We start from the raw sequence: 27,000 nt of genomic DNA, 5'->3' as shown, positions 1-27,000 counted from the left end.
CAAGTAGGGTGATGGTCATGAGTGGGAAGGACACCGGTGTGCGGGCGGCAAGGACGACGGCGAACCGCGCGAAGATGCTGGCGGCCGCGCGGGAACTGTTCACCACGCGCGGCTACACGGCCACGACGATGAAAGCGATCGCCGAGGAAGCGGGCATGGCGGTGCAGACGCTCTACTTCACCTTCGCCACCAAGCGCGCGATCCTGTCCGAACTGCTGGACGTCGAGATCGCCGGTGACACCGAACCGGTCGCCACCCTGGACCGGCCCTGGTTCGCCGAAGCGGTGGCGGCAGCGCCCGCCGAGCAGATCCGGCAGCAAGTCGCCGCGGCGGCAACGATTTTCGCGCGGGCCAGCCCACTGCTCGAGGTGATCCGATCGGCCGCGGCGACGGACCCGGAACTCGCCGAATTGTGGCGGACGAACATTGCCCAGCGGCACACGGTGCAGGTGCGCCTCGCCGAGGCGCTGGCCGCTAAAACGCCCCTACGCCGCGGTATCGACGCGGCGCGGGCCGCCGATATCGCGCTGGCCGTGCTCGCCCCCGAGACCTATCACCTGCTGGTCCACGAGCGCGGCTGGTCTGCGGACAAGTGGGCGGACTGGGCCGCCGATTCGCTTGCGGTACAGCTACTTCCCTAGTGGCGTAAGTAGCGTGGGGCCCGCGCCTTCGTGATCGAGCAGCCAACGTTTGATCGGCAGCCCCCAGCGGAAACCGCCGAGCGCGCCGCCGATGCGGAAAATGCGGTGGCAGGGGATGAACAGCGCCGCCGCATTGCGCGCGCAGGCGTTCGCCGCGGCACGAGTGGCATCGGGGCGACCGGAGATGGCGGCGTACTCGGTGTAGGTGATGGGTGCTCCGGCGGGCACCTTGCGCAGGACTTCCCAAGCGTGCGAGAGGAATTCGCCCGACTGCTGGCGCACGGGCACGGCGTCGATCGCGGTGAGATCACCTTCGTGATAGGCCGTGATGACGCGGGTGAGTTCGCCGAGTGAATCCCGTTGGCGCAGTTCGGCCGGACGCAACATCGGGTGGATCAGCGTACGTAGATTCTCCGCGTCGGCGGTCCAGCCGGAAGCCAGTACGACGCTGTCGGCGTCGACCAGGGTGGTGAACGGACCGATCGGCGTATCGACAGTCGCGAAATCCGCGGTTCCGGTGCCGAGGTGGCGCTTCGTCGCGCGAATAACGGTCGGGGCGTTCATGCTTCGGAATTCGCTTTCGAGGAGGCGGCCTTTGCCGCGGCGGTCTTGGATCGGTCGGCGCGATCGGTCAGCGCCGCCTTCCACAGGTGCATGGACAGATACGAGCGCCACGGCGCCCAGCGGGAGGTGTCGGTGAGATCGACGCCGAGCAGCGCGGCACCCTGGCGAACCACCAGGTCGGTGCTCAGCAGGATGTCCGGATCGGCGAGCAGCCGCATGGTGACATAGTCGGCCGTCCACGGACCGACGCCGTCCAGGGCGAGTAGTTCGCGACGCAGGTCGGCGGCGGTGCGCCCCTGGTGCAGCGCCAGTTCGCCGCTGGCCAGCGCTTCGGCCGCGCCGATGATCGAGCGAATCCGCCGCGTCGGGCCGGTGAGCACCTCGGCGCCGCGTTCGGCGATCACCGCGGGGGTGGGGAACAACAGGGGAATCGGGCCGTCGACCCGGTCACCGAGCGCCTCGACCAGCCGGGCGGTGTGCGTCGTCGCCGCCGACACCGAAATCTGCTGCCCGATCATGGTGCGCAGCAACAGTTCCGGCCCATCGAGGCAGCCGGGCACCCGAATGCCCGGCGTGAAAACCGGCTGCCGCGGCTTGACCGGGTCGAGCGCGGTTTCGGCGTCCGGCGGTGAGCCCGCGCCCGCGTCCGGCAGCCGCACGGTATCCGGATCCGACAGCTCCGGCGCCGAAACCCGCTGTCCCGGAGCGACACCCAGCGCTTCATCGATGCCGATGGGGTCGGCATCGAGGTCGAGTAGGTGGCGCAGGCGCGCTACGGTCGGCGCCAGGTCTCGCATGTCGTGCAGGGATAGTTCGGCGCGCACGTGATCGCGCTGGAAGCTGAGCCGGATGGTCGCGTGCCCGTGCGGAGTCCGCAGATTCCTGGTGTAGGCGCGGCTTTCCCACTGCTCCATGCCGGGTGCCACGTGCGAGGAGAGAAACCATTCCAGCCAGGTTCGATCGAGCGGCTCGCGGTAGGGCAGTCGCAGACTCAGCGAACCGTTGACGGCGGGCACCGGGCGGCCGTTCGAATGGGATTTCGCCCGTTGCGCCTCGGCCCGCATGGTGGTCGGGCTGACCGCGAACACCTCGCGCACCGTGTCGTTGAACTGGCGGATGCTGGCGAAACCGGCCGCGAACGCGATATCCGACATCGGCATCGCCGTCGTCTGGATCAGCAGCCGCGCGGTGTGCGCGCGGTGCGCGCGAGCCAGCGCCAGCGGGCCCGCACCGAGTTCGGTGGTGAGCACGCGGGTCAACTGCCGCTGTGAATAGCCGAGAGTGGCGGCCAACGCGGGCACGCCGCCGCGTTCGATCACCCCGTCGCCGATCAGTCGCATCGCGCGGGCCGCCAAGTCCGCGCGGGTATTCCAGAGCGGCGATCCGGGTGCCGCGTCCGGCAGGCACCGGCGGCAAGCCCGATAGCCCGCCTGCTGCGCCGCCGCGGCCGTCGGCAGGAACGACACATTCGCTCGTTTCGGCGTGATCGCCGGACACGAAGGGCGGCAATAGATTCCGGTGGTCCGCACGGCGGTGAAGAACTGCCCGTCGAATCGGGAGTCCTTGGTCGATACCGCCCGGTAGCACCGCTCGAAATCCAACACCGTGATCGTCACGCCAACCACAATGTCAGGTAAGAACCTACTCCGCTAGCGGAAATCTGCCACGAACCCCCTAGCCGCCACCGGGGCAGGCAGAGCGGCGCCCTCATCGCGCCGCCCTGCCGTGCCTCAGCAGCAGCGGTTCGCCGGCTTTCGGTCCGCCTCCGCGTGCCGCTGACGCCAGTACTCGCGCTCGGTCGGAATCTCGCTACCGGGATGGTTGCGCGTCAGATGGGCGACATACCGCTGGTAGTCCTGCCCGCCGAGAATCGAATTGAACCACCAACCGACCGCGCGAACCGCTGTCGCACAGGCACTTCGAGCGGCAGACAGGCGCGAGGGACCGGCCGATCGAGCAGACCGGCCGTCCCGCGCGACAGCACCGACGGTCAATGCGTCGCTTTCGCGTGCGCGGCGCCCGGTGCCCGGACCTTCCCCGATTCGATCAGGGCGTCCCATTCCCGTTGCACCTCCTTCTCGGTCGGCGTCGCGAAAAAGGCCTTCGGCGCGAAGATCTTCGACGGCTCGTCCTCGGTTTCACTGCTCGGCCCGCCGCCCGCTCGCCAGGCCCGCACACAGACCAGTACGCCGACTATCGCCACGATCAGCACCAGCACCGCGAAGATGATCGACAGGCTGCCCTGGATGAAGGTATTGCGTACCACCTTCTCCATATCCTCCGCCGTTTTGGCCGGAGCCACCACCTTTCCGGCGTCGAGAGCGGCGCTGTAGATGCTGTGCTGCTTCCAGTATCCGAGCTTCGGGTCGGCGGAGAAGATCTTCTGCCAGGACGCCGTCATCGTCACCGTCAGATCCCAGACCAGCGGGATGCCTGGAATCCACGCCCACTTGATCAGGCCCTTCTTGATCACGATGGTCAGCACCACGGTGAGCGCGATCGCGGCGAGCAACTGGTTGGAGATGCCGAACAGCGGATACAGCGTGTAGATGCCGCCAAGCGGATCGGTGACACCCATCAGCAGCACCGAACCCCACGCGGCGACCACGATCGCCGAGCACAGCCACGCACCCGGCCGCCAGGACGGATCCTTGAACTTGCTTGCGGGCCCGCCGAGGTTGCCCAGCGAATCCGACAGCATGAACCGTGCGACACGGGTGCCCGCGTCGATCGTGGTGAGGATGAACAGCGCCTCGAACATGATCGCGAAGTGGTACCAGAACGCCTTGAGGCCGGTGCCGCCGAGGAATCGGTGCAGCACCTCGGACATGCCGACGGCCAGCGTCGGCGCGCCGCCGGTGCGTGACACGATGCTGGTCTCGCCGACGTCCTTGGCCGCCTGGTTCAAATCGGCGGCGGTGATCGGATCCCCGGCCAGACCAAGGCTATTGGTGTAGTTGGCTGCCTTCTCGGCGGTACCGCCGGTGAGCCCGGCGCTGGCGTTCATCGCGAAGTACAGGTGCTGGTCGATGATGCTGGCGGTGATGATCGCCATGACCGCGACGAACGATTCCATCAGCATGCCGCCGTAGCCGATCATCCTGGCATGCGACTGCTTCTCCAGTAGTTTCGGCGTGGTGCCCGAGGAGACCAGCGCGTGGAATCCGGAGAGAGCGCCGCACGCGATGGTGATGAACAGGAACGGGAACAGGCTGCCCGCGAAGGATGGGCCGGTACCGCTGTGCGCGAACTCCGAGACCGCGGGCGCCTTCAGCACCGGCATGGTGATCAGCACGCCGACGGCGAGCAGGACGATGGTACCGATCTTCATGAAGGTCGACAGGTAGTCGCGCGGTGCGAGCAGCAGCCACACCGGCAGCACCGAGGCGATGAAACCGTAGGCGATCAGGAACCACGCGATGGTGGTGCCGGACAACGTGAACCAGTCCTGGCCCCAACCGGATCCGGCGACCCAGTTACCGGAGATGATGGCGAGCATCAGCAGCGCGAACCCGATGAGCGAAACCTCGCCGACCTTGCCGGGCCGGAAGAAGCGCAGGTACACGCCCATGAACAGGGCGATCGGGATGGTCATCGCGATGGAGAACACACCCCATGGGCTGCCGCCGTGCAGCGTGCCGTCCGCGCCGGGTGTCGCGGCCAGCGCGTTCACCACGACGATGCCGAGCACCGCGAGCAGGATCATCATGATCACCAGCACGGCGATGATGGCGGCGACGCCGCCGACCACGCCGAGCTCGTCGCGGGCCATCTGCCCGAGGCTGCGGCCGCGGCGGCGGGTCGAGGCCCACAGCACCAGGTAGTCCTGCACCGCGCCGGCGAAGACGACGCCGAACACGATCCACAGCGTGCCCGGCAGATATCCCATCTGGGCGGCGAGGACGGGTCCGACGAGCGGCCCGGCGCCCGCGATGGCGGCGAAGTGGTGCCCGAACAGCACCCGCCGGTCCATCGGCATGTAGTCCTTGCCATTTTCCAGGATTTCGGCAGGTGTTGCCTGGTCGTCACGCGGTTTGGTGATCTTGTGTTCGATGAGCCTGGAATAGAACTGGTAGGCGAGCACGTAGGTGCACACCGCCGCGACCACGATCCATACCGCGTTGACCGACTCGCCGCGGGCGATGGCGATGACCGCCCAGGCGATCGCGCCGACAATGGCGATTCCGGCGAAAATCCCCTTCTTAGCAGGGGTGATAGGCGAACGGTCCACGACACCCACGGGAGGTAGGTCGGGATCTGTCCGGAGGTATTCGATGGTCGCCATGCGAACTACTCTCCCGTGATATCGAGCTGGACTTGCTGAAACGTTGACAACGTAGCTGAACTGAAGCGCGTGTGAGCCGGACTTAGTGAAGTCTGAACATTGGGATACGAATCGGGGGTGCCACCAGGACTCGCACTGTGTGTTCCTACGAGTGCGGCTGGATCCGTCATGCGCGGCGGGTATGGGTGGCCCGCGGGACGCCGGCTGCCCGGTCGGCCGTTGTTCACGGCGTCCGGAGTTCGCGCGGACGAGTGGGCGTGTTCCCTCGCCCGGCGATGTTGCCATCCGTATGCTGCCATGCTGGCTCGGGCATTTGTCGGTCGGTACTCCCCGGCATCCCCACGCCGAGGTTCACGTATCCATCCGCCGACCGTGGAGGAGCTCGTGTCACCGGTTCGCCGTCGCACTCTGCTCGGCTCGGCGCTGGCTGTCCCGGTGCTGACCGCGTGCGCGGCCGCCGACGACGCGCTGACCTTCTTCTTCCAGGCCAGGCCGGAGGAGGCGCGGGTGCGGCTGCGGATCATCGAGGAATTCCAGAAGCGGCACCCGGACATCAGGATTCGCACCATCATGTCCGGTCCGGATCCGCAGCAGCAGCTGCTCACCTACTGTGCGGGCGGCAAGTGTCCGGACGTGATCATGGCCTGGGAGCTGCTCTATGCCGGGCTCGCCGAGCGTGGCGTGCTGCTGGATCTGCGTACCCTGCTCGATCGGGAACCCGAGTACGCGGAAACCTTGCGCCGGGACAGTTATCCGGCGTTGTACGACACCTTCACCTATGCCGGTGGGCAGTACGCGCTACCCGAACAGTGGTCCGGGGTGTTTCTCTATTACAACCGGGACCTGTTCACAGAGGCGGGTCTGACACCACCTACTCGGTGGGGTGACGCCTGGTCGTTCGACGAATTCCTCGATGTCGCAGGCACGCTCACCCGTTCCGGGCGGACCCGGCAGTGGGGCTTCGCCGACGCCTGGGTGCCGTACTACTCGGCCGCCTGCTTCGGCATGAACAACGGCGCGGAGTGGTTCACGCCGTCGGTGGCGCCGAACAGGGCCAATCTCGGTGATCCAAGGTTCGCCGAAGGGTTCCAGTTCTACGCCGATCTCGCGGTGCGGCATCGGGTGGCGCCGAAAGTAGCTGATCGGCTGTCGATTTCGGCGCCTGATCTGTTCCGTGGCGGCCGGGCCGCGATGGTGCTCGGTGGGCATTGGCTGTATTCCGAATTCGCCGGGCAGGACGACCTTTCCATCGACGTCACCGTGTTGCCCGTCGGGCCGCACGGCGGGGCCGGTGCGATCACCGCTGTCGGCAGTACCGGGCTGTCCATCGCGGCCAGCAGTCCGCGCGTCGAACAGGCTTGGGAGTTCGTCAAATTCGCCACCGGGCCGGTGGGGCAGGCCATCATCGCCGCGTCGGGGCTGTTCGTGCCGGTGCTGAAATCCGCGATGAGCTCACCCGGTTTCGCTGCGGCACACCATGACATCCGAAACCGCGACGTTTTCACCGAAGGTCCCGACAACTCCCGACCCCTACCGATCACGCCAGCCTGGGGCAAAGTCTCCGCCCTCCTCGAACGCGGATCCACCCGCGTCCTACGCGGCGCTGCCACCGCCACCTCCCTCAACGGCCAATTCGCTGCGGACCTAGACGCTCTACTAAGAGACCCGTGAGTGGCACATGGCTGCGGAGGAGGGCTCACGACGGTGTGCCGCTCGCCGAAGGGGAGCTGGCGCGGAAGCGGGAGCGCGCTGGGTGGGTGTTTGTGGCGCCCAATGTGGTGGCGGTGGGGGTGTTTCTGTTGTTTCCGTTGGGGTTTTCGTTGTATCTGAGCTTCTATTCGTGGGATCTGTTTCGGCCGATGCGGTTTGTGGGGGTGGAGAACTATCGGCGGTTGGTGGGGGCGGATCCGTTGTTTCTCATCGCCTTGCGGAACAGTGCGGTGTTCACTGTGCTCACGTTGGTGCCGACGGTGGTGATCGGGTTGGGGATCGCCGCGGCGTTGAATCGGAAGTTGGCCGGTATCGGGATCTTTCGGACGGTGGCGTTTTTGCCGCTGGTTGCTTCCACGGTGGCGATGGCGGTGGTGTGGCGGTTCATCTTCACCGACGACGGGGTGCTCGATATCGGGTTGGCCTGGGTCGGTGTGGGACCGGTGCCGTGGTTGACCGATCCGGAGTTGGCGTTGGTCTCGCTGAGTGTGGTGACGGTGTGGAAGAGCGTGCCGTTCGCGACGGTCATCCTGCTGGCCGCGATGCAGGGGGTGCCGGAGCCGCTGTACGAGGCGGCGAAGATCGACGGAGCCGGTGCGCTGCGGCGGTTTTCGGCGATCACGCTGCCGCTGATCCGTGGGCCGCTGTCGTTCGTGTTCGTGATCACCATCATCAATTCGGTGCAGGCGTTCGATCAGGTGTACGCGCTCACCGGAAGTAACGGGGGACCGGAGACCGGCACCTATCTGCTGGGAATCATGTTGTTCCAGCACGCTTTCGGGTTCTACGAGGTCGGGTATGCGTCGGCGTTGGCGTGGGTGATCTTCGCGATTTTGTTGGTGCTCACCATGGTGCAGTTGTGGTTTGCCCGGCGGGAGGCCGTTGACCTGTGAATACCGGCAGGGCGGAGCGGGCGATGGTGCGGCGGGTGCTGCGGGGCGTGGGGATCTATGCGGTGCTGATGGGCATCGCGTGGTGTGCGTTGGCGCCGATTCTGTGGGCTCTGTCCGGGTCGTTGAAGCGGAGCGGGGAGATTGCCGAGCAGACGCTCCTTCCGGCGAGTCCGCAGTGGTCCAACTACGGCAGGGTGTTCGATCTGCTACCGCTCGGGCGGATGCTGGTCAACACCGCGGTCTACGCGGTGTGCGTCACCGCCGGTCAAGTGTTCTTCTGCTCGCTAGCCGGATATGCGTTCGCGCGCTTGCGGTTCCGTGGGCGTGAGGTGCTGTTCGTCGCCTATCTCGGCACGCTGATGGTGCCGCTGACCGTGACGGTAATCCCGCAGTTCCTGCTGATGCGGGCGCTCGGCTGGGTGGATACGCCGTGGGCGATGATCGTGCCCGGCCTGTTCGGCAGCGCCTTCGGCACCTACCTGATGCGACAGTTCTTCTACACCCTGCCAATGGAATTGGAGGAGGCGGCCATCCTGGACGGCTGCTCCACCTGGCAGGTCTACTGGCGAGTTCTGCTGCCGCACACCCGCCCCGCCCTGATGGTGCTCGCCGTGCTCACCTGGATCACCGTCTGGAACGACTTCCTGTGGCCGCTCGTCATGATCCAGCGCAATGAGATCGCTACCGCCACACTGGGATTAGTACGCCTCCAGGGGCAGTATCACACTCAGTGGCCGATTCTCATGGCCGCATCGATGGTCATTCTGCTGCCGCTGCTCCTTGTGTACGCGATAGCGCAGCGCGCGTTCGTTCGCGGTATCGCCATGTCCGGACTCGGGGGCCGTTGACCGTTAGGGGCGTTGCCAGTCGGGGGAGCGGCCGAGAGCCGCCACGAGTCGATCGGTGGGTGGAGCGGAGTCGGGGATGGGGACCGCCTGCGCATAGCCGTTGACGCCGCGCAGTGGGCCGGTGTCGGGTATCGACAGTGCGATGGGCAGCGCCAGGCCGACCAAGTCCTCAGGCAGGTCGGGGTCGACGCCCAAGGCTTTCGCGATATCCCAGCGGTGCACCAGCATGTCGGCGAAGTGGATCGACAGAAGGGACTCGGCCGGAAATTCCGTGCCGAACTTCGGCACACTGATCGCCCGGCCATCGGTGAGGGCAGCGCCGGTAGCGGTGATCCAGCGGGAGATTATCTGCCCGAAGGCTTTTCGGGGATCCGCGTCGAGCACGGCCGACTCGGGAAGCAGTAGTTCGGATACCGCCTCGTGCTCGGAATTCATGTGCTGCAGCAAGTCCCGCACTTGCCACCCGATGCAGGGGGTCGGCGCCCCCAGATCGGCATCGGTCAGCGCCTCGACGATTGGCACCAGATCATGCAGTGCACGAGCGTCTAGCTCGGAGATGTCCATGCTCCAATTTAAGCGCACGATCGTTCGTGCGTCTAGATGGCCGATGGTGCTCGTGCCGCCGAGTCCGAGCTGATCCGCAGGTCGGCGCGCAGTAGTCGGGAGGTATTGGCGCGTGGTCGGGTGGGGAGTGGTTGGGCGTGCGGGTGGGGTAGGTGCGTGACCTGACGTGTGGGTGGGTGGGGGCGCGGTCGGGTGTGCGTGGCGCGCGGCTGAGTCGTGTGCCGGAGGCGAACGACCGGCGCACGCTTCGCCGCGTTCCGGCCTGCGGCGAGGCGCTGCCCGGTGAGACGGCCGACCGGTTCGCCGCGCAGTTCGACGCCGAGCTGCGCAACCGCTACGGCTCCACCGAGGCGCGTGACTGGGGTGCGGTGGCGCGTGGGCGGAGCGGATGGCGCGCGCTGGGTGTGTAAGTGGCGCGGCAGGGAGCGGTGGCGTGTTGTCGGGCGTGCGGGTGGCGTTCGGCCGGGGGCGAGTGGCGCTTGGCGGGGGCGCGGGTAGCGCGTGGCCGGAGGTGTCTATCCGACGCTGGCGCGTGAGCGGCCTAACGGGTGCATCGATGCCGCTAGGCCGTCACTAGCACGAAATATGTTGTGCGCTGGGCTATTCACCCCAATAGGTGCCGAAGCTCCAGAGGTTTCCCTCGGGGTCGCGGACGACGAAGCCGCGTGAGCCGTAGTCTTCGTCGCGCAGGCCGCGGATCACTTCGGCGCCTGCGGCGGTGGCGCGGGTGAACAAGGCGTCCGGGTCGTCGCAGACCACGTAGACCGAGTCGTGGCCCGGTGTGCGTTCGCCGAATGGGCCCGCGTCCTTGCAAGCGGTGCCGAACATGATGCCCCCGCCGAGCGGCCAACGCATTTCGCCGTGCTCGATGATCGACGGGTCGTCCTCGCGGGCGTAGAGCGCGGTCTGCCGGAAGCCGAACGCCTCGACGAGGAATGTGGCCATGGCCCGCCCGTCGCGGAAGGCCAGGGTCGGCCAGACGGCGGTGCGGGTGGTGGCTTCGGTGGTTGCTGGATTCGTCATGTCCCCAGCGTCACCCGGCGGGCCCCGCCGGGTCTTGGACGGATGGAATCTCCTCGGCCAGCCAGGTCGTCGGGCTGGTGCCCGCGAGTTCGGCGAAGTCTCGGTTCAGATGGGCTTGGTCGTAGTAGCCGCAGGCGGCGGCGACCTGGGCGATCGACACGTACGAGGGGGTGTGTTCCAGCATCCGCCTGGCCCGCTCGAAGCGGATGATCCGGGCCGCCAGCTTCGGACTCGAGCCGAATTCGTTGTTGAACCGGCGCGCGAGATGCTGTCTGCTCCAGCCGATTTCCTCGACCAGCCGCCCGATCGAGAGCGTTCCGCCGGACTGGACCAGGGTGCGCCACGCCCACGTCAGCTCGGGACCGACCACGTGATCGGGGCTGGCCATGCGGGTCAGGATTCGATCGCAGGCGGCGAAACGTTCTGGCCAGGCGGGCAACTCCTGCAACTGTTCCCACAGTTCGCTGCCCACCGGGCCGACGACGTCGGCGCATTCCACCGACGTATCCCACAGCGCCCCGGCGGGCACACCGAACAATGCTCGGCTGCCGAGCGGCGTCAGTGCGACCGCGACACCCTCCTGGTAGCCGTCGTGCGAGATCAGTGCCGAGCTCGCCTGTAACCCGCCGAGCGAACATCGGTAGTCCTGCGGGGACTGACGCGGATTCGTTTGTGCGACAACGTCGATCGGCGGCCCGATGCTGATGACGAAGGTCATGTGCGCCGACGGCAGCCCGCGATGCAGGCCTGCCGCATATCCCGCCATGCGGTAGCCCACATAGTGATCGATGAACGGCGCGAGCATCGGGGCCGGCCGCGCCGTCACCACTTCGGTGCTCGGCTGCATATCGGTCACGCTACGCCGCGCCGTGGCTACCGCAAGGCGAATCAGTTGGCGACGTTGACGTGCGTGCGGATTGTGCCCGGCTCGGCGACCAGGTCGAGCAGGCAGGTTGCCAGGTCGTCGCGGGTGATGCGGATGCCGAAGGTCACGTTGCGTTCGATCGCGGTGCGATAGGAGCCCTTCGCCTTGTTGTCGGTCAGCTGTGGCGCCCGGACGATTGTCCAGTCCAGTGCGGTGTCGCGGACCGCTTGTTCGGCGGCCGCCATATCCGCCAGGCTGTGCCGCAGCAGCGGGCGCAGAATCAGCGGTTTGACGACGAAGCGGGTGAACCAATCATCGCCAGGCCCGGCGATTCTGGCGCTGTTGCTGATCAGCACCAGACGTTGGACGCCCGTGGATTCCATGGCCTTGGTGATCGATAGCGCGGCGTCGGTGCAGGTCGATGTCGGTCCGCTGGCTCTGGATCCAATGGTGTCCAACACGGCGTCGGCGCCACGGATCGCCTCGGTGATCTCGGCGGGGTTCATCGGATCGGCCACGACCACCCGCAGCCGAGGGTGGTCCTGCATCGTGTGCTCGCCTCGGGCCACGGCGGTGACTTCGTGTCCTGCCGCCAGTGCTTGCCGAACAAGTCGGCCGCCGGTGTTGCCGGTCGCTCCGAAGATGGTGAGTCGCATTTTCCAGGCCTCTCAAGTTGGTGAGTACTTACTAACCTAGGATGGTGAGTACTTACTAACTTGTCAACCGGAGGACATGTGGGAACTCGCGATCAGATCCTCGACGCGGCGGCGAAGATCATGCGCACCCGCGGCGTCGTCCATGCCACGACCAAGGAAATCGCCAAGGCCGCAGGCTATTCCGAGGCCGCGCTCTACAAGCATTTCAGTGACAAAGAGGACCTCATCCTCAATGTCCTCCGCCACCGCATGCCCGATCCGGTCGGCGCACGCCCCGAACCCGGTACCGCCACCGTCGAAGCCAACCTGGCCGCGATGGCGCGCAGTGCCCTGAGCTTCTACCAGCAATCCCTACCCCTACTCGGCGGCATGCTGGCCGAACCCCAACGCATGGCCGCCCACCGCGACGCCATGCGCCGCCACGGCGCGGGCCCCGGCCACGCCATCACCGGCATCACCGAATACCTCAGTGCCGAGCGAGAACTCGGTCGAATCGCCGCAGACGCCGAACTACCCACGATCGCCGCCCTCCTAGACGGCGCCTGCTTCCACCAAGCCTTCCTCCGCTTCTACGAGTCCGGCCCAGACGCAACTCCCGCCTCGGACGAACTAGCCAGAAGCCTCGCCCAAACCCTCACCCGAGCCCTCGGCCCCGCGATTTCCCCGCCCTGACCCGCCCCTCAGCCCTGACCCGCCCCGCCGTACACGGCACGCACCCAGAAGCTGGCGGCGGCGAACGGGACGGAGCAGGTTCTCGAATAACGCCACGGCCATGTCCCGTCGGGCTCACTGCGGTTGGCCTAGCCGGGGCCGGAGCTCTCGAATGGGACATGACGGGGTCCGCGCTCGCACTTTGCCGCTGCCATGTCCCATCGGCGCGCGGAGGCTTGGCCGGGGTTGGGCTCGTGCAATTCGAGCGGCGTGGCGCAGGGGGTTTCGGGGGTGTCCCGGGCACGTCCTGGTCGGACGGGGGATCCGGCGCGCGGTGAGATGGAGCACTTGGGTTCGGAATTGGGTTGGGGCCCACTCGGGCCGCTGGTTAACGTTGCGGCTTCTGACGAATTGTGGAGGTGTGATGCGGCGGGTCCAATACGAGCGCAGCGGTGGTCCTGAGGTGCTCGAGGTCGTGTCGGTTGAGGTGCCGACGCCCGGCCCCGGTGAACTTCTGGTCCGGGTCGAGGCGATCGGAGTGACCCTGCCAGTGGTGCGGAAGGTGCGCGAGCAGCGCGACCCGATCGCGCTGGGTGGCGAGGTCGCGGGCGAGGTGGTCGCGGTCGGCGAGGGTGTCACCGGATACGCGCCGGGGTACCGGGTGACCGGGCTGGTATTCGGGCACGGATACGCCGACTACGCGCTGCTGTCGGTGGCGATGGCGTCACCGATTCCCGACGGTGCGTCCGCCGTGGATGCGGTCGCGCTCGTGCGCAGCGGTTTGGTCGCACTGGGTGCCCTCGATGCCGCGGATCCGAAGGAGGGTGAGTCGGCACTCATCACCGCCGCGGCCAGCGGGGTGGGGCATCTCGCAGTCCAGCTTGCCCGGGTGCGTGGCGCGTCGCGAGTGGTCGGTGCGGTCTCGGACCTTTCCAAGGCCGATTTCGTGCGCGGACTCGGCGCGGACGAGGTGATCGAGTACGAGCAGGAATCGTGGGGTGACCCCGTCGACTACACGCTCGATGCGGTCGGCGGCGACCTGCTCGGCCCCGCCATCGCCGCTCTGGTGCCCGGCGGACGCTTGGTCGCCTACAGCTCCGGCGGCGGCACCATCCAGGCGTACGACCTGCTCGTCGGCGCCAAGTCGGTCATCGGCTTCCAGATGGCGCAGGTCGCGAAGGGCCGCCCCGCCCTGTACGAGCAGTGGCGCCAGGAACTGTGGCAGTACGTCGCTTCGGGACAGCTTCGCCCCGCGGTCCACGCGGAATTCGTACTCGACGACGCCGCCAAGGCGCACATGGTGATCGAGGAGCGAAGCAATCTCGGCAAGGTCGTCCTGATCCCCTGATCGCGGCTCACTGACCGCGGCGCACCGACGGTGGGTCGCAGATCCGCAGTCCGCAGATCCGCAGCTCGCCGATCGCTGGCTCGTTGACCGTGGCTTGCCGACCGTGAATCGCTGATCGCGGCTCGTCGATCGCGGCTTGTCGACCCAACTCGTCGATCGCGGCGCCGACCGTGGCTCACCCGATCCGCAGCCCGCCGATTCTGGGTCGCCGATCCACGGTCGGCGACCGCACCGGCTGTTACCCGAGTCGATCTCACAGAGGCGTCCTACGCCTCGCAGAGGGCGCAGACCATGTGAGGCGTGTGGACGCTCTGCGAGATGGATGGGGTGAGGTGGCCGACCGTCGGGTCAGGGGCGGCGGGTTCCGGCGTGTCTGGCTCGGTAGGTGGCAGCCTTGCTCAGGCTGCACCGTGTAGTCCGATGCGTTCGCGCCCACAGTGAGGTCAGCTCGCCGCCGAACCGGCGTTCCTTCGAGGCTGTGGTTTCGCAGCTGGCGGCGGTCGCGGCGCGACCGAACCCGCATATCCGGGGGCTGCGGGCGGGCGCGGGTTGGGGGACCGCGCCTGCCGCGTAGACTCCACTTCTCGTGAGTCTCACCCTCGGAATCGTCGGCCTGCCCAACGTCGGAAAGTCGACGCTCTTCAACGCGCTGACCAAGAACGACGTGCTGGCCGCGAACTACCCGTTCGCGACCATCGAGCCGAACGTCGGCGTGGTTCCGCTGCCCGATCCGCGGCTGAACACGCTGGCCGAGATCTTCAACTCCGAGCGCATCGTGCCCGCCGTCGTGTCCTTCGTCGACATCGCGGGCATCGTCAAGGGCGCCTCCGAGGGCGCCGGCCTTGGCAACAAGTTCCTCGCCAACATCCGCGAGGCGGACGCCATCTGCCAGGTGGTCCGCGTCTTCGCCGACGACGATGTGGTGCACGTGGACGGCCGCGTCGACCCCGCCGCCGACATCGAGGTGATCGAGACCGAGCTCATCCTCGCCGACCTGCAGACCCTGGAGAAGGCGGTCGTGCGGCTGGAGAAGGAAGCCAAAGTCAAGAAGGACCGTAAGCCGGTCGCCGACGCAGCGAAGGTAGCGCAGGAGATCCTGAACAGCGGCACCACCCTGTTCGCCGCTGGCAACAAGGTGGATGCCGAACTGCTGAAAGAACTTTCGCTGCTCACCACCAAGCCGTTCCTCTACGTCTTCAACGCCGACGAGTCGGTACTCACCGACGAGGCCAAGGTCGCCGAGCTGAAAGCCTCTGTCGCCCCGGCTGATGCGGTTTTCCTCGACGCCAAGGTCGAAGCCGAACTCCTCGAACTCGACGACGAATCCGCCCTCGAACTCCTCGAATCCATCGGCCAGACCGAACCCGGCCTGCACGCCCTCGCCCGCGCCGGTTTCCACACCCTCGGACTGCAGACCTACCTCACCGCAGGCCCGAAAGAGGCCCGCGCCTGGACAATCCACCAGGGCGACACCGCCCCCAAAGCCGCAGGCGTAATCCACACCGACTTCGAACGCGGCTTCATCAAGGCCGAAGTAGTAGCCTTCACCGACCTGGTAGAAGCCGGCTCCATGGCCGCCGCCAAGTCCGCAGGCAAGGTCCGCATGGAAGGCAAGGACTACGTCATGCACGACGGCGACGTCGTCGAGTTCCGTTTTAACGTCTAAAGGCCACTGAGGAATAGTGCTGCGTCAGCGCGACCGCGCGGCACTGCGGCGTCACGGAAGGTTCTTGCCTTCGCCGTTCACGTGGCCGGACTCGAGGGTGCCCAGGAAGTCGATCGCTCGTTGCCATGTGAGCGTCGCGGCCTCGCGGTTGTAGTCCGGAAGGCTCTCATCGGTGTAGAAGTGGCCCACTCCTGGGTAGGTGAAGACCTGCGCTGATGCTTCGCGTCTGATGGCGGTGGCTTGCCAGGTGGCGATCCGTTCTGGGGGTGCGAATATGTCTGGGGCGGCGATATGCAGTTGTATCGGGAGTCCAGGTCGCGCCCATGTGGGGAAGTCGGCCAGTCCGTGAAGTAGTAGCACTCCCGCCGTGGCGGAGCGGTCGGGAAGGAGGTCGTGAATCACTCCGGCGCCCATGGAGAATCCGATGAGGGCGGTGTCGTCGGGGAGCTCGTCGAGGGATGCATGGGCTCGGCCGACGATTGTGTCCCAGCCGATTTCGTCCTTCAGCTCGAATCCAGCGTCGAGGCTCGACGCTGTCCGGCCTGCATACAGGTCTGGTACATGAACCTCATGGCCGAGAACGCGAAGCCGCTGCGCGGCACGTAACTCGACGGTCCGCCGACCGTACACCGAATGGAACAGCGCTACCGTGACCATTCCGCCATCATTACCGACTGGAGCTCGGATGGCGATCACCGGCATGATCACAGCAACGAGACCGGGAGCTGTTCTGTCAGAACGCGTCTCAGGAAGTTCGGATCGGACAGGTGTGGTTGCAGTAGGCGGTAGCCGTGGTAGTAGGTGAAGATGTAGGGCTCGAGGAAGGGGGTGCCGTACATTCCTTCGAGGTATGCGAGCTCGTCGTCGGCGAGGAGTGCGGTTTCGGCGAGGTAGGTTCGGACTTCTGACCATGGCTTTTGCTGGGCGACCAGGAAGGCGGCGTTGCAGTAGGCGCTCCAGAGGATGTTTCTGGCTCGGTGGATCTTGGCGTAGTCGCTCGAATCTTGTTGGAGCTCATCGACATTGTCGATCAGCCACCGTTGTGCCTGGTCGTCGGGAAAGAGTAGTTGTTGGGCATGTAGGCCAAGTCCCTCGGACACCAGGTAGGCGGGCGAGGGCATGAAGCGGGTTTGGATGTCCGGTCGGTCCGCCAGGTGAAGTTGCTTGATCATGAACTCGCAGATGTGGCCTGGGAAGGCTTCGTGCGCAACGACATAGAACAGATCCGCGAGATTGAACGGGAGTTGTGGATCGATGAACAAGGTTCCTCGCGTGTCGCCGCGATAAAGACCGCGAAATGGTCCGGAGGCGAATTCGCATGTCACTTCGATGTTTTCGGGTAATGGAAACAGTGTTGTGGTGCGGGTAATCGTTTCGGCTACGGCTCGTTGCACCAGCTCGGAAAGTCGCGCCGTTCGGCCTGGCGGCAGACTGTGGTTCGCGCGCCAAGCGTGCATCCGTTGTGCGAGAGACCCTTTCATGTCCGGTAACCCCTCGTCGAGCAGCTGATACGCCTCGTCGAACTGTTCGTCGGGTATCCAATCGACGTCGATCCCGAGCATGCCCCGGACCTGCTCGTGCAGTGACAGCTTTTCGCCGGACAGTTGCCGCGCCATGGTGTGAAGGGCACCGATCTGCTCTGTCAACGCGACGTCATCGGCGACGGAGGCTGCCAGGTCCTCGGCACGGCGAACCAGGTCTGCCGGATTCGGCAACGGCTCGGCGGCCACCTCGGCGCGCCAAGGGTCCGGGCCTCGATAGTCGAGAATCCAGGTCCCACTGGGGTGTTCGGTCACGAGGCGGTCGATTCGCAAGGCAAGTAGGGCGTATTCGCGCAAAACGTCCATATCCCACCATGCCGGAAAGGTCCGCCACTCGCCCATGATTCTGGGTGACCCGCCGGACATGAGGATCGGCAAATAGGCGTCACCTTGGTGGGGGTCTGCTCACCCCTGGGGGAATGTCCTCAGCACTCGGGTGCCTGATATCGGCGACAAATGCGGCGGAAAGTTGAACAAGTCACCGCCAGCGAACCGGAGCCTCCGATGCCGATCTTCAGCACAATCGTCACCTCGGCAGCACGTCGTGCCGTGGTCACGACGGAAGACGATGTGGCACTGGCGGTTCGCGAATACGGCCCCCGAAACGCAGACCTCACGGTCGTCCTCGTGCACGGGCATTGCCTACGCAGTGAGTCCTGGACTTACGTCCGCGACGCGCTGCTGCGCCAGTACACCGGCGCCCGGGTCGTCTGCTACGACCATCGCGGCCACGGCGACTCGGCCGCGGCGTCCAGGCAGACCTACAACCTCGAGCAACTGGGCTACGACCTGCGCGATGTTCTCGACGCCGTCGCCCCGACCGGGCCGATCGTCCTGGTCGGCCACTCGATGGGCGGCATGACCGTGCTGAACTACGCCGGCCAGAACCCGCACGAGATCGGCACCCGCATCGTCGGCGTCGCACTCATCGCGACCGCTGCGAGCGGGCTTGCCGATGCCGGCTTCGGCCGCCTCCTGCGCCACCCGGTCGTTGAGGTATTCCAGGCTGCCGTCCAACGGGCGCCGGTCCTGATGCACCACGCAAAGCTGTTGGCCTGCAAGATTTTCGCTCCGATCATCCGTACCGCCGAATTCGGCGATCGCAAGGTCAGCGCTGGCGTGCTCGCCCTTGCCAACGCGATGCACAACGAAACACCGATCGTGACCATGGCGAGCTTCTTGAGCGCCTTCATGGACTATGACCAAACCGATACGCTGCCTGTGCTTTCGAAGATCCCGACGTTGATTCTGTGCGGCTCCGCCGACCTGATGACACCGCCGTCGCATTCCGTCGCGATGGCCGCCGCCGTCGAGTATTCGGATTTCGCGCTCGTCGAAGGCGCCGGTCACTCGGTAATTCTCGAGCAGCCGAGGCAGGTTGCCATGGCCATTGCTCGCCTACTGGTGCGGGCGGGCCGCACCGCTGAGCCCCATCCGAATCCACGGTTGGGACTCGGTCGTTCCTCGGCCGGGCGACCATCCGAGCTCACCGCCGGGCGACCGGGTCTTCCCGGTCGGATTTGCGTTGGTACTTCCCGTAGCGGGGTCACACGGCGGTGATGAGCTGCCATGTGTACACCGTCCATCCGGCGCGGTGCCGAGGCCGCGCAGTTCGATCGGCACCTGATCAGCGTCCGCTGCCCACGATAAGGTTGCTCCGGCAAACTGTCGGCCGATAGTGTGTGGCGGTACATCAGGGATCGGTTCGCCGGTCGAATCGGGGGAAGTAATGGACGAATACACCGAGCGTCGTGCCGCGCACATCAAACGATTGAATGCCGCGATCTCCGAGGTACGCGGCAGCTCCAGATCGGCGGATGGCGGCGTCTTCGTCGAGACCGATACCTGCGGCAACATCACCGCTTTGCACATCGAGCCGTATGTGCTGGAGGCGGGTGCCCGGCGGCTCGAGTCGCTGATCGCCGATCGACACCGGATCGCGTATACGAATGCCCAAGCCGAGGCCGAGCGGATCTACACCGAGCTCAATCGGGACGCGCCGAAGCGGGATGCGCCACCTCAGAATGGCTCGCCGCACCGTATGGCGCCGCCACCGTCAGTGGCTCCGCCGAGGTGGCCGAGTGCGCGCGGTTCGTCGCGTCACCAGGCAGACGGCAACGAATACGTTCTGTAGATGAGTGCGCGAATTCGCCGTCCGCAAGTTGTCGAAGGCGGCATGCGAAACCCGAAGGTGTGGTGATCCAGTGTTCGATGTCGACCCCGCGAAGATGCGCAAACTCGCGGCCGATGTGCGGGTCCATTCGGATGCCGTCGCGGGCAAGGCCCCGGTGGCGAAAACAGCTCGCGATCAGGCGCGGGACAATTTGACCGGTTCGGCCACCGGGGTCCGAATCCAGGAAACGCTGGAGGCGCTGGACCGGGTAGTGGAGTTCCATGTCGGTCGGCTGCGTGAGCTCGCCGGTGGAATCGAAGTGCAGGCCACGGCATTCGAGCAGCAGGACGAAGCCTTCGCGAGCGGCCTGCGGCAGGTCGGCCAGCGATGAGCGGATACCGCGAGGACCATCCCCTGACTGTCCCGCAGGTACTGGCCTGGAATGTCGGGCCTGCCCGTGAGGTGGCGTCGATCGTCAAACGTGTAGCGACCGAAATCGATTCGGAAATAACCGAATCGGGGCGCAAGGTCGAGCTGTCGTACGAGTACTTCTACGGCAAGTCGGGTGACAGTGTGCGTGTGCGCGGCGCCCAAGACACAAAGGACGGGCTCGGCACCGCAGACATCTACGAGGAGATGTCCACGATGATCGGCTCCGTGTGCGACACCATCGACGGGAAGATCGGCGAGATCCGCGGGTGGCTCCGCGAGGTCGAGGATTCGGACTGGGATCTGTTCTGCCGCCCCGACGGTGAAGTGCTCTCGCACAAGTCGAATTGGGAGACGATGAAGGAGCACTGGTGGTCTCCCGGAACCGCGGTTGCGATGAAGGAGTTCGAAGAGTTCCGGCTGACCCAAGCGATTCGTCAAGCCCTCACTCGGATTCAAGAAGCTGATTTGACCGGCTCGGAGAACCTCGGGCGGCTGCTGGAGAAGTTGGCCGACTCGGTGAAGCAAGGTTTGGCTGGTACACCGACCGACCCGAATCTGGCGAAGATCCTCGCCGATTACCAAACCAAAACCTCGGATGCCAAACCAACCATCTGGCCGACGGACGGCCCGCTGCTCGACATCATCCGAACCGCGATTCCCGATTTCAAAGCCACCTTGATGACCGAGGAGGAGGCCAGAGCGCTGGAAGACCTCTACTCGAAGAAGGGGGTCTTCGCCCTCAAGGACTTCTTCGATATCACCTCGCAGGCCGAGGAAGAGGCCAAGACCCGGTATCCGGACTCGTTTCTGGATGGGCACGGTGACGCCTTCCGGCATACCTACTGGAATGCGTTGATGACGCAGAAGTTCGGGGCGGAGTGGACGGAAACCTACACCACGAGTCATGAGAAGATCGGCGGAAACCCGCCACACCGCGAGGCCATGGATCTGTACAACAACGAGCAGGGCCGAAAGCTCGGTGTGGCCAACCCGGACGCTTCTCCTGCAGAGCTGGCGCAGAAGGTCAAAGAACAGATCGATAATGGGCAGGCCATTGTTCTCGGGACCGGTACGCAGAGTCGGCCACAGATCACCTGGAGCAATACCGTGAACGAGAGCCAGACCGGTCAGCCCGCCGGAGTCGACATTCCACTAACGGGGAAGTGATCCTGATGACCACGGTGAAGTACTTGTTCCTGGCCGCCGTCGCTGTGCCGATGGTCGGCGCGTGCACGGCCAGCACTGATAAACCTGCCGCGCAAAACTGCACTGGCACTTTCGATTTCGCCGACCGGGTCGAGACGCTCGGATCGAACAGCCGGTTCGATGCCGAGCTGCGCGAGGTGGCGGCAGGCACGGAGGGGGCCAAGTTGATCGATATCACCAGGGCGGCCGGTTGGACCGATGGCTGGGAGCGGTTGGTCGAGGTGCGCGCGTCCACCAAGGAGGCGGACCTCAACGATAAGGCCGGGACGCCTGGTCAATGCTGGAAGAATCTTCCGACGACCGGCCACCGCGACGGGCCGGAGCAGGGCTACTACTTGTTCGTCGACAAGGGCAAGCCGGTGCAAGTTGTTTCGTGGAGCGGCAACAAGAAGCCGCTCGAGGTCCGTGGCCGGGGTGCGCTCACCGCCGAAACCCTGCTGGTGCCAGCGCAATGGCACGACAAGCTCGAGCCCGCGCCCTAGGAGTCAGCGCGCTGCGGACCCACTGCTGATGCTGCCGCCGTTCTCCGTAGGCCGCCGGGCACCGCTGGCGATGCCAGCTGGATCACCGCCGCTTGACATCAACCTTTGTTGATGTTCGACGCTTGCTGTCATCACCTGCACGTGTCGAAAGGAATTGTTATGACGGAGAACCCGGTTCAGCTCGCAGTGATCATCGGTAGCACCCGCGTGGGGCGGTTCGGCCCGACGGTCGCCAACTGGTTTGTCGGGCACGCGAAACAGCGGGACGACATCGCGGTCGATCTCATCGATCTGGCCGAAGACCCACTGTCGGTAGACATGTCGAGTGAACCGGAATCGGGGGGCGCGCAAGCGATAAGCGCACGACTGACCGCCGCCGATGCGTTTGTGGTGGTGACACCCGAGTACAACCACAGTTATCCGGCCCCCCTCAAGAGCGCCATCGATGGGCATTACACCCAGTGGCAGGCCAAGCCGATCGGATTCGTCTCTTACGGCGGCGTTTCCGGCGGCTTACGGGCTGTCGAACACCTCCGTCACGTGTTCGCCGAACTGCACGCCGTCACCGTCCGCGACACGGTGAGCTTCCACGGAGCCGCTCAAGTCTTCGACGTGACAGGCAACCCGCTTGATCCGACCGCTCCCGCGGCTGCCGCCGACCAACTACTCGACCAGCTCGTCTGGTGGGGATCCGCTCTGCGCGCGGCCCGAGCCGAACGCCCCTACGCGGCCTGATCATCGCCGGTGGCTGGGAAGCGCCGCGCCACATCATGTTTTACGTCTGCTAGTGGCCGGTGAGGGACGCGGGGAGGGGTTGCCCGCAATTGTCAGGTGACGGAGTCCCGGCGAGGCGGTCGGCGAACCACTGGATGACGCGCGGCGAGACGGCCTTCTCGTTGTCGTTGTCGTGACCGACACCAGGGTTCCACTGGGTGGTCACCCGGCTCCCGGCGGAGCAGTAACGGTCGACAAGGGCGGCGGTGAATTTCGGCGGGACGAGTTGGTCGTCGAGGCCGTGGGCCAGGTAGACCGGTATGCCGGGCGGCATGTCGGGTGCGCGGTTTTCCTCGAAGGCATGCAGCCAGCCGGGGTCGGCGAGTGGGTCGCCTTTGAAGTAGTCGCCCATGCCGGGCACGATGGTGAGGCGGGGGAAGAGTGCGGCGAAAGGTGTTGCGGCGCAGCCTGCCCCGGCCATTTCATGATTGCGCGCGGCGGCTTGGGGGGTGAGGAGGGCGTTCGGGTCGAGTTGGGGATAGGCCTTCGCGTATTGGGTGGTGAGAAAGGGGGTGACGGCCCAGCCGTTGAGGAGTTGGGGTGGGCGCGCGCGGAGGATGCCCGCGATGTCGGAGGCCGCGGCGTTGGCGGCGTCGGCGACCAGATGCAGTTCGGGCGCATAAGTAGGTGACAGGGCGGCGGCGGCCAGCGAGATGAGGCCACCTTGCGAGACGCCGTAGATCACCATGTCGGCGCCTGCCCCGGAACCGGGCAGGTTGTGCGCGGCGCGGGCGGCGTTCAGGGTGTCGCGGCCCTGGTCGGCGGCGACGAGGTAGTGCTCGCCGTCGCCGGTGCCCGCCGCGCCCGCGTAGTCGCTGGCGGCGACCACCCACCCGCGCCCGAGCGCGTCGTTGAGCCAGGGCATGGACGAGGCGATCTCGGATTGCCTGCTCGGCGCGCAATCGGCACCGAGGCTGACGGTGCCGTGGGCGAAGTTCAGGATCGGCCGATTGGTGCCCTCGGTGAGCGGCGTGAAGACCATGCCGGAAGACACCGCCGGGGTGCCGTGCCGATCCTGCGACCAGTACAGGATGCGCCAGCCGCGGCCGTGCACGCCGGGCAGCGACATCGGCGCGGAACGGATCACCGTGCCGGGTGCACCAGGGGAAATACCCTGGGGCACTTCGTAGAAGGCAGCCAGCCGATCCTGCTCGGCAGTCTGCTGGGCGGCCTGCGTGACGATCGTCCCGTACCAGCCGACCGTCGCGACGAGCACGACAAGCTGCGCGGTCACCGCGGCCGGGCGCCACCAACGCAGGGCGCTCGCGCGAGGTAGCGGCACAGTGAGCCGGACGCCGCGCACCACCATCGCCGTCCCGGTGATCAACAGCGCGATGATTGTCCACGCCGTGAAATCCAACCCGGTACGAAACGGCAGCGTCGTCAGAATCACCCCGGCCAGGACCTGCCAGCCCGCCAGAGCCGCGGACGCCACGACGACCTCATCGCGCCGCGTCCCGGCCAGCAGCGCACAGAGCCCGACACCGATCCAACACGCCCCGACCCACATCAACGCCGTCGACACCGACATGGTCATCGCCGCGCCACCGAAGACAGCGAACCCAGCGGCGAGTAGCGCCTCGACACCCAGCAATCGCCGAGCGTGCCCGAGGCCGGGATCGTGACCGCCAGTGTGCTCGGATGCGGCATCCGGTGACTGCGCCCGCCCGGCCAACCACCACCGCGCCGCAGCGGACGCCGCCAGCACCAGCATCGCGACCGCGACAACCACCCGTCCCGCGATCAGCGAGACGCCGAAGGGCGAGTACAGCAGTACTCCCGACACGATCACCGCGAGCCCGGGCAGCCACCACGCGATACCGCGTGCGTCCCAGGTCCGGGCCTTGCTACCGCTCACCCGGGGCCTCCGTCCTTCGGTTACGCGGCAAAGAGCTCGATGCCGACAACTCTACGGACGGCTGACCAACGGTCGATGTGATCTTCGTCGGTGCGCGGCCGGGCTCAGCGGTTCCGCCACCGCCGTCGCGCCCACTTCCGGGCGGCCGGGCTGACGACGAGTACCGGAAGGAACAGGACGAAACCGGCAAGCACGACCGGAATCATCAGGTAGATGAGCAGTTCACCGAGGACCTGCAGGATGGTCGGAATCGCGAAGGGGACCGCCAGCACCGCCAGAGCAATCGCCACCGGATAGGCGCCACCGGAGGCCGCGGCGATCGCGGCGAACGCGAATCCGGCCGCCAGCACGAGTCCGAGCAGGGCGACGAGATAGTTGTCCCACCATGCGGGTTGTTTGGTGTGAATCGAGCGCCTCCCAAGACGTCGTATCCGACCCAGCCGCAGAGCCTAGCGCCACGATGCCGCCGCAACCGTCAAAGGTTCGAATCACGTTGTGCCGGTAGCGAAGCCAGCTCGACCGGCTGGACCGGCGGCGGTGTCGCTTCGCGCGGGGTGTCCTTGCGCGTGTTCAGCCAGGCGCCGACGAACATCAGCCCCGCGCCCACGGCCTGCATCGGCTCGATCGTTTCACCGAGAACGACCCAGGCGCAGGCCAACCCGAAGGCCGGGACCAGGAACATCGCGGTCGCGGCGGTAGCGGGTCCGACCTGACCGACGGCGCGGTAGTAGAGGACGTAGGCAAGCGCCGTCGGCAGGACGCCGAGATATGCCTGGTTGAGCCAGAATTCGACGCCGAGGTCGGACCACGCGACGTCGGGCAACGCGGGCGCGGCGAACAGGCCGAGCGCCACCGTGCCCGCGGCTGTCGCGTACACGGTGACGGTCGGGGCGGCCAGCCGAGCCAGGATCGGCGCGCCGAGCATGGTGTAGCAGGCCCAGCACGCGGCGGCGCCGAGGAAGACGAGGTCACCGAGAAGACGGTTGCCACCGGACGACGGAATGCCCACGAAGAAGACAACACCCCCGGTCACCGCGGCGGCAAGACCGAGCGCCCGCGGGCCGGACGGGCGGACGCGGTCGCGCACGGTCAGGACGAGAACGGTGATGACGGGTGCGGTCATCGGCACGATCACGCTCCCGTCGGCCGCGGGGGCGAGGGACAAACCGAGGAAGAACAGCACGTTGTAGCCGAACACGCCGACCAGGCCGAGCCCGGCGACGCGGGTCGTTTCTCTCGGATCCAGTCGAGGTAGCCGCAGCACGACGACCAGCACCACGGTGCCGATCAAAAACCTTAGGAATCCCGCGACCTCGTGCGGCACCTCGTGCACCGCCAACTTCGAGGAGGCGAACGCACTTCCCCACAAGGCCATAACCAGGACAAGCAACAGTCGGATACGCACTGTGCGATCCTCGTTCCGAGACCTCGGCACCGTATTGAACGCTGGTGCGGGGACAATGGTTCGGTGGCGGAGCGCGAGTGGGTGACGTACCGGCGGATGTCGAACCGTCCGGTCGAGGTGATGCGCGCCCACTTCGAGCGGCACGTCTATCACCCGCACAGCCATGAGACGTATTCGTTCGGGCTCACCCAGTTCGGCGCGCAGAGCTTCGACTGCCGTGGCGCGTCGCGGATCAGCGCGGCGGGCATGGTGATGGCGTTCAACCCGGACGAACCGCACGACGGGCACAGCGCCACTGAGCTGGGTTTCACTTATTCGATCGTCCACATCGGCGCAGAGCTGGTCACCGACCTGTTGTCCGACCAAGCCGGGCGGCCCACCGGCCTGCCCCTCTTCACTGACCCCGTGTTACCCGACCCGGTGCTGTCCTCCGCCTTGAATCGGTTGTGCGCCAGTCTGATCCAGCCCGCCATCGAACTGGCCGCCGACGAGGCATTGGCCGCATCGGTCGCCGCCATGGTGCGCCGCGGCGCCCGCCGACCGCTGGTGAGCTCGTCCGCCACCCTCAACGTCAGCGCGGGAGCCGACCTCGCCCGCCGCGTCCGCGCCGTCCTCGACGACCGTTACCTCGACCCCCTCTCCATGGACGACCTCGTCGGCGCCACCGGCTGCAGCCGCTTCGCCCTCTACCGCGCGTTCCGCGCCAAGTACGGCCTGGCCCCCAGCGACTACCAACGCCAACTCCGCCTCCGCGCCGCCCGCCGCCTGATCGCCGCAGGCCGCCCCGTCGCCGAAGCAGCAACCGAATCCGGCTTCGCCGACCAAGCGCACTTGACCCGCTGGTTCCGCCGCTACTACGGGATCACCCCCGGCATCTACGCCAACGCCATCTAACCCCAGCATTACGTTCGGTCAACCTCGGGACGGTTGACTACTGGATGTCCGGTGGGCGGGGCCAGGGGTTCTCTTCGATGTGTTCGACCGATTGGTTGAATCGCGCGATCAACCTGCTCAACTGGTCGACATCGGTGTGCGGCCAGTCGGCGACCACCGCGCCGATGCCGTCGCGGCTCTGCAGTCGATCGGCGGCCAGTGCTTCCAGGCCCTTGGCACTGGCCTGGATCTTGCGGGCGATGCCGCCTTCGGGGTCGGGGACGCGGTCGACGAGTCCCTGCTTGAGCATCGCGGCGACCTGGCGGTTGATCGTGGAGATGTCGAGTTGGAACGCCTCGGACAGCTCGCGCAGGCTGAGCGGGGCGTCGAACTCCAGTCTGGTCAGGATGAGGAAGGCCGAGCGGTCGAGCTGGAAGCCGGGACGGCGCAGCAGCGACGCGGGGAAGTGCCTGGCGAGCAAGGTCAGCTCGAAGACCAGGCGGGTGAGCGCTGCGTGGTCGGCAGGACCGGAATCGGACATGGGCCTCACTATGTCGTGTGCATCACGGCTATATCAAATTGTGCACCATACACATCGTGTG

General features: G+C 66.3%; 29 protein-coding genes. 15 read left to right on the top strand and 14 right to left on the bottom strand.

Going from position 1 to position 27,000, the window contains the following annotated elements; all coding sequences use genetic code 11:
* Positions 1-17 precede the first annotated feature (17 nt).
* Complete coding sequence (locus tag KV110_RS35240) at positions 18-641, top strand: TetR/AcrR family transcriptional regulator (RefSeq protein ID WP_218471457.1); 624 nt, start codon at positions 18-20, stop codon at positions 639-641.
* On the opposite strand, the gene KV110_RS35235 is transcribed toward KV110_RS35240, so the two are convergent.
* The 4 genes from KV110_RS35235 to KV110_RS35220 all read right to left on the bottom strand — a co-directional run bounded on the left by KV110_RS35235 (position 630) and on the right by KV110_RS35220 (position 5,490).
* Entirely contained in the window at positions 630-1,205 is a 576-nt protein-coding gene (locus tag KV110_RS35235; RefSeq protein ID WP_218471456.1) for a methylated-DNA--[protein]-cysteine S-methyltransferase, read from the bottom strand. The two genes, KV110_RS35240 and KV110_RS35235, sit on opposite strands and share 12 nt — an antisense overlap.
* On the bottom strand, positions 1,202-2,821 hold the full coding sequence (locus KV110_RS35230) for a DNA-3-methyladenine glycosylase 2 family protein (protein ID WP_393537796.1): 1,620 nt from the start codon (positions 2,819-2,821) through the stop codon (positions 1,202-1,204). The genes KV110_RS35235 and KV110_RS35230 overlap by 4 nt, the downstream gene beginning before the upstream one ends.
* 114 nt (positions 2,822-2,935) lie before the next feature.
* Positions 2,936-3,139, bottom strand: a complete 204-nt coding sequence (locus tag KV110_RS41695) for a YbdD/YjiX family protein (RefSeq protein ID WP_246634822.1) — start codon at positions 3,137-3,139, stop codon at positions 2,936-2,938.
* Between the two features lie 56 nt (positions 3,140-3,195).
* Complete coding sequence (locus tag KV110_RS35220) at positions 3,196-5,490, bottom strand: carbon starvation CstA family protein (RefSeq protein ID WP_218471453.1); 2,295 nt, start codon at positions 5,488-5,490, stop codon at positions 3,196-3,198.
* Positions 5,491-5,874: 384 nt separating this feature from the next.
* Here KV110_RS35220 and KV110_RS35215 point away from each other — a divergent pair, with 384 nt between their 5' ends.
* From KV110_RS35215 to KV110_RS35205, 3 genes are read left to right on the top strand one after another with little or no spacing between them, the layout of a single operon-like run.
* On the top strand, positions 5,875-7,161 hold the full coding sequence (locus tag KV110_RS35215; protein ID WP_246634171.1) for an ABC transporter substrate-binding protein: 1,287 nt from the start codon (positions 5,875-5,877) through the stop codon (positions 7,159-7,161).
* A 56-nt stretch (positions 7,162-7,217) separates the two neighbouring features.
* Positions 7,218-8,093 carry a carbohydrate ABC transporter permease gene (locus tag KV110_RS35210; protein WP_218479287.1) on the top strand — a complete coding sequence of 292 codons (876 nt, stop codon included), beginning with the start codon at positions 7,218-7,220 and terminating at the stop codon, positions 8,091-8,093.
* A 23-nt stretch (positions 8,094-8,116) separates the two neighbouring features.
* Positions 8,117-8,941 (top strand): carbohydrate ABC transporter permease, encoded by an 825-nt coding sequence (locus KV110_RS35205; RefSeq protein ID WP_218479285.1) that lies wholly within the window; start codon positions 8,117-8,119, stop codon positions 8,939-8,941.
* Positions 8,942-8,944: 3 nt separating this feature from the next.
* Here the strand turns inward: KV110_RS35205 and KV110_RS35200 are convergent, their stop codons facing one another.
* Complete coding sequence (locus KV110_RS35200; protein ID WP_218471451.1) at positions 8,945-9,505, bottom strand: TIGR03086 family metal-binding protein; 561 nt, start codon at positions 9,503-9,505, stop codon at positions 8,945-8,947.
* A 152-nt stretch (positions 9,506-9,657) separates the two neighbouring features.
* Here KV110_RS35200 and KV110_RS35195 point away from each other — a divergent pair, with 152 nt between their 5' ends.
* Positions 9,658-9,915 (top strand): hypothetical protein, encoded by a 258-nt coding sequence (locus KV110_RS35195; RefSeq protein ID WP_218471450.1) that lies wholly within the window; start codon positions 9,658-9,660, stop codon positions 9,913-9,915.
* A gap of 190 nt (positions 9,916-10,105) precedes the next feature.
* On the opposite strand, the gene KV110_RS35190 is transcribed toward KV110_RS35195, so the two are convergent.
* The 3 genes from KV110_RS35190 to KV110_RS35180 are packed head-to-tail and all read right to left on the bottom strand — an operon-like array spanning position 10,106 to position 12,049.
* Complete coding sequence (locus tag KV110_RS35190) at positions 10,106-10,528, bottom strand: VOC family protein (protein ID WP_218471449.1); 423 nt, start codon at positions 10,526-10,528, stop codon at positions 10,106-10,108.
* A gap of 10 nt (positions 10,529-10,538) precedes the next feature.
* On the bottom strand, positions 10,539-11,375 hold the full coding sequence (locus KV110_RS35185) for a helix-turn-helix domain-containing protein (RefSeq protein WP_218471448.1): 837 nt from the start codon (positions 11,373-11,375) through the stop codon (positions 10,539-10,541).
* 41 nt (positions 11,376-11,416) lie between these two features.
* Complete coding sequence (locus tag KV110_RS35180) at positions 11,417-12,049, bottom strand: NAD(P)-dependent oxidoreductase (RefSeq protein ID WP_218471447.1); 633 nt, start codon at positions 12,047-12,049, stop codon at positions 11,417-11,419.
* Between the two features lie 78 nt (positions 12,050-12,127).
* Between KV110_RS35180 and KV110_RS35175 the strand changes: the two genes are divergently transcribed.
* From KV110_RS35175 to ychF, 3 genes are all read left to right on the top strand, one after another.
* Complete coding sequence (locus KV110_RS35175; RefSeq protein WP_218471446.1) at positions 12,128-12,721, top strand: TetR/AcrR family transcriptional regulator; 594 nt, start codon at positions 12,128-12,130, stop codon at positions 12,719-12,721.
* 403 nt (positions 12,722-13,124) lie between these two features.
* Positions 13,125-14,048 (top strand): quinone oxidoreductase family protein, encoded by a 924-nt coding sequence (locus tag KV110_RS35170; protein ID WP_218471445.1) that lies wholly within the window; start codon positions 13,125-13,127, stop codon positions 14,046-14,048.
* Positions 14,049-14,634: 586 nt separating this feature from the next.
* Positions 14,635-15,714, top strand: a complete 1,080-nt coding sequence (gene ychF, locus KV110_RS35165) for a redox-regulated ATPase YchF (RefSeq protein ID WP_218471444.1) — start codon at positions 14,635-14,637, stop codon at positions 15,712-15,714.
* Between the two features lie 51 nt (positions 15,715-15,765).
* Here ychF and KV110_RS35160 read toward each other — a convergent pair whose 3' ends face one another.
* Together KV110_RS35160 and KV110_RS35155 are read right to left on the bottom strand one after the other, a co-directional pair.
* A complete protein-coding gene (locus tag KV110_RS35160; protein WP_218471443.1) occupies positions 15,766-16,371 on the bottom strand; it encodes a dienelactone hydrolase family protein in 606 nt (201 codons plus the stop codon).
* 47 nt (positions 16,372-16,418) lie between these two features.
* The gene (locus KV110_RS35155) at positions 16,419-17,633 is read right to left on the bottom strand and encodes a DUF885 domain-containing protein (RefSeq protein ID WP_218471442.1); all 1,215 of its coding nucleotides are present in this window, start codon (positions 17,631-17,633) and stop codon (positions 16,419-16,421) included.
* A gap of 126 nt (positions 17,634-17,759) precedes the next feature.
* Between KV110_RS35155 and KV110_RS35150 the strand changes: the two genes are divergently transcribed.
* The 6 genes from KV110_RS35150 to KV110_RS35125 all read left to right on the top strand — a co-directional run bounded on the left by KV110_RS35150 (position 17,760) and on the right by KV110_RS35125 (position 22,223).
* Positions 17,760-18,815, top strand: coding sequence for an alpha/beta fold hydrolase (locus KV110_RS35150; protein WP_218471441.1), 1,056 nt, complete (start codon positions 17,760-17,762; stop codon positions 18,813-18,815).
* Between the two features lie 169 nt (positions 18,816-18,984).
* The gene (locus KV110_RS35145) at positions 18,985-19,389 is read left to right on the top strand and encodes a hypothetical protein (RefSeq protein WP_218471440.1); all 405 of its coding nucleotides are present in this window, start codon (positions 18,985-18,987) and stop codon (positions 19,387-19,389) included.
* 70 nt (positions 19,390-19,459) lie between these two features.
* Positions 19,460-19,759 (top strand): hypothetical protein, encoded by a 300-nt coding sequence (locus tag KV110_RS35140; protein ID WP_218471439.1) that lies wholly within the window; start codon positions 19,460-19,462, stop codon positions 19,757-19,759.
* On the top strand, positions 19,756-20,967 hold the full coding sequence (locus KV110_RS35135; RefSeq protein ID WP_218471438.1) for a DUF6973 domain-containing protein: 1,212 nt from the start codon (positions 19,756-19,758) through the stop codon (positions 20,965-20,967). The genes KV110_RS35140 and KV110_RS35135 overlap by 4 nt, the downstream gene beginning before the upstream one ends.
* 5 nt (positions 20,968-20,972) lie before the next feature.
* A complete protein-coding gene (locus KV110_RS35130) occupies positions 20,973-21,488 on the top strand; it encodes a hypothetical protein (RefSeq protein WP_218471437.1) in 516 nt (171 codons plus the stop codon).
* A gap of 159 nt (positions 21,489-21,647) precedes the next feature.
* The gene (locus tag KV110_RS35125; RefSeq protein ID WP_218471436.1) at positions 21,648-22,223 is read left to right on the top strand and encodes an NADPH-dependent FMN reductase; all 576 of its coding nucleotides are present in this window, start codon (positions 21,648-21,650) and stop codon (positions 22,221-22,223) included.
* 49 nt (positions 22,224-22,272) lie between these two features.
* Here KV110_RS35125 and KV110_RS35120 read toward each other — a convergent pair whose 3' ends face one another.
* From KV110_RS35120 to KV110_RS35110, 3 genes are all read right to left on the bottom strand, one after another.
* The gene (locus KV110_RS35120) at positions 22,273-24,120 is read right to left on the bottom strand and encodes a lipase family protein (protein ID WP_218471435.1); all 1,848 of its coding nucleotides are present in this window, start codon (positions 24,118-24,120) and stop codon (positions 22,273-22,275) included.
* A 104-nt stretch (positions 24,121-24,224) separates the two neighbouring features.
* On the bottom strand, positions 24,225-24,470 hold the full coding sequence (locus KV110_RS35115; RefSeq protein ID WP_218471434.1) for a hypothetical protein: 246 nt from the start codon (positions 24,468-24,470) through the stop codon (positions 24,225-24,227).
* Positions 24,471-24,595: 125 nt separating this feature from the next.
* Entirely contained in the window at positions 24,596-25,525 is a 930-nt protein-coding gene (locus tag KV110_RS35110) for a DMT family transporter (protein WP_218471433.1), read from the bottom strand.
* Between the two features lie 63 nt (positions 25,526-25,588).
* Between KV110_RS35110 and KV110_RS35105 the strand changes: the two genes are divergently transcribed.
* Positions 25,589-26,419: an AraC family transcriptional regulator gene (locus KV110_RS35105; RefSeq protein WP_218471432.1), complete on the top strand. Its 831-nt coding sequence runs from the start codon at positions 25,589-25,591 to the stop codon at positions 26,417-26,419.
* Between the two features lie 37 nt (positions 26,420-26,456).
* On the opposite strand, the gene KV110_RS35100 is transcribed toward KV110_RS35105, so the two are convergent.
* Positions 26,457-26,939 (bottom strand): MarR family winged helix-turn-helix transcriptional regulator, encoded by a 483-nt coding sequence (locus KV110_RS35100; protein ID WP_218471431.1) that lies wholly within the window; start codon positions 26,937-26,939, stop codon positions 26,457-26,459.
* Positions 26,940-27,000: the final 61 nt, after the last annotated feature.

The sequence above is a fragment of the Nocardia iowensis genome (assembly GCF_019222765.1).
GTDB classification, from domain to species: Bacteria; Actinomycetota; Actinomycetes; order Mycobacteriales; family Mycobacteriaceae; genus Nocardia; species Nocardia iowensis.
This window is presented reverse-complemented; position numbering and strand designations above follow the sequence as displayed.

Bases quoted from the DNA above. Each gene is read 5' to 3' on its own strand.
- KV110_RS35145 (WP_218471440.1), top strand. From the start codon at position 18,985: ATGGACGAATACACCGAGCGTCGTGCCGCGCACATCAAACGATTGAAT.
- KV110_RS35180 (WP_218471447.1), bottom strand. From the start codon at position 12,049: ATGCGACTCACCATCTTCGGAGCGACCGGCAACACCGGCGGCCGACTT.
- KV110_RS35220 (WP_218471453.1), bottom strand. From the start codon at position 5,490: ATGGCGACCATCGAATACCTCCGGACAGATCCCGACCTACCTCCCGTG.
- KV110_RS35150 (WP_218471441.1), top strand. From the start codon at position 17,760: ATGCCGATCTTCAGCACAATCGTCACCTCGGCAGCACGTCGTGCCGTG.
- KV110_RS35190 (WP_218471449.1), bottom strand. From the start codon at position 10,528: ATGACGAATCCAGCAACCACCGAAGCCACCACCCGCACCGCCGTCTGG.
- KV110_RS35135 (WP_218471438.1), top strand. From the start codon at position 19,756: ATGAGCGGATACCGCGAGGACCATCCCCTGACTGTCCCGCAGGTACTG.
- KV110_RS35185 (WP_218471448.1), bottom strand. From the start codon at position 11,375: ATGCAGCCGAGCACCGAAGTGGTGACGGCGCGGCCGGCCCCGATGCTC.
- KV110_RS35100 (WP_218471431.1), bottom strand. From the start codon at position 26,939: ATGTCCGATTCCGGTCCTGCCGACCACGCAGCGCTCACCCGCCTGGTC.
- KV110_RS35235 (WP_218471456.1), bottom strand. From the start codon at position 1,205: ATGAACGCCCCGACCGTTATTCGCGCGACGAAGCGCCACCTCGGCACC.
- KV110_RS35205 (WP_218479285.1), top strand. From the start codon at position 8,117: ATGGTGCGGCGGGTGCTGCGGGGCGTGGGGATCTATGCGGTGCTGATG.
- KV110_RS35160 (WP_218471443.1), bottom strand. From the start codon at position 16,371: ATGGTCACGGTAGCGCTGTTCCATTCGGTGTACGGTCGGCGGACCGTC.
- KV110_RS35130 (WP_218471437.1), top strand. From the start codon at position 20,973: ATGACCACGGTGAAGTACTTGTTCCTGGCCGCCGTCGCTGTGCCGATG.
- KV110_RS35170 (WP_218471445.1), top strand. From the start codon at position 13,125: ATGCGGCGGGTCCAATACGAGCGCAGCGGTGGTCCTGAGGTGCTCGAG.
- KV110_RS35200 (WP_218471451.1), bottom strand. From the start codon at position 9,505: ATGGACATCTCCGAGCTAGACGCTCGTGCACTGCATGATCTGGTGCCA.
- KV110_RS35125 (WP_218471436.1), top strand. From the start codon at position 21,648: ATGACGGAGAACCCGGTTCAGCTCGCAGTGATCATCGGTAGCACCCGC.
- KV110_RS35240 (WP_218471457.1), top strand. From the start codon at position 18: ATGAGTGGGAAGGACACCGGTGTGCGGGCGGCAAGGACGACGGCGAAC.